Annotated in this window: 1 protein-coding gene and 2 pseudogenes; 2 read left to right on the top strand and 1 reads right to left on the bottom strand. The window is 53.0% G+C overall.

Going from position 1 to position 604, the window contains the following annotated elements:
• Positions 1-13: 13 nt before the first annotated feature.
• Positions 14-64 (top strand): annotated as a pseudogene (locus tag ACOCD2_RS25070) (hypothetical protein); the annotation flags it as partial.
• Positions 65-68: 4 nt separating this feature from the next.
• Here the strand turns inward: ACOCD2_RS25070 and ACOCD2_RS25075 are convergent.
• Positions 69-383, bottom strand: coding sequence for a hypothetical protein (locus tag ACOCD2_RS25075; protein ID WP_419583451.1), 315 nt, complete (start codon positions 381-383; stop codon positions 69-71).
• Positions 384-484: 101 nt separating this feature from the next.
• Between ACOCD2_RS25075 and ACOCD2_RS25080 the strand changes: the two are divergent.
• A pseudogene (locus ACOCD2_RS25080) lies at positions 485-604 on the top strand (transposase); the annotation flags it as partial.

Below are 604 nucleotides of genomic sequence, written 5' to 3' on the forward strand. Positions count from 1 at the left end.
ATTGAATGCGATTGTGCTGAAGGTCAGTAACGGTCCGGCAGAAGGCCTCAATAGCCGAATTAAAATGATCAAGGTTCGCAGCAGAGGCTTCCGCAATAAAGAGCGGTTTGCCAATGCCATCGCTGCCAGCCATGGAGAGCGAAGCGAAGGCTGGTAGACCCCAGTAGCCGCGAGGCCGCACTGTTTTCCCGGCGTGCCTTGCGCCAGAGGGAAAACAAAGTAGGCCTCCGAACGCGGCGTCCAGTCATTGGGAGGCAAGTACGGAGCAGCAACGAGCTTGCGAAGTTGTTGCGTAGTGCTTGGTGACCAGGACGGCTGGGGAACAAATAGGTTGTCAAAGGCCGAGTCGATTTTGGGGACTGGGATGTCCCAAAATCTATCACGAGGCCGAAGACACGCTTGTTACTTCCATCTCGGCGGGTTGGATCTTTACCCTGATGGGATTACTAGATGATGGGCGCCCACTCAATCAGGGGAAGAGCCTGAAAAGTTAACGCATGTTCTCTGGCATTGCCAATACCATATTGTCTGGGTACCGAAATACCGCTATAGAGTGCTGACTGGAGACGTTGCCAGAGAAGTGCACAATTGTATTCAGGTGTAT

It is taken from the genome of Thiolapillus sp., from assembly GCF_048562965.1.
In the GTDB taxonomy this organism is placed as follows: domain Bacteria; phylum Pseudomonadota; class Gammaproteobacteria; order Chromatiales; family Chromatiaceae; genus Thiolapillus; species Thiolapillus brandeum_A.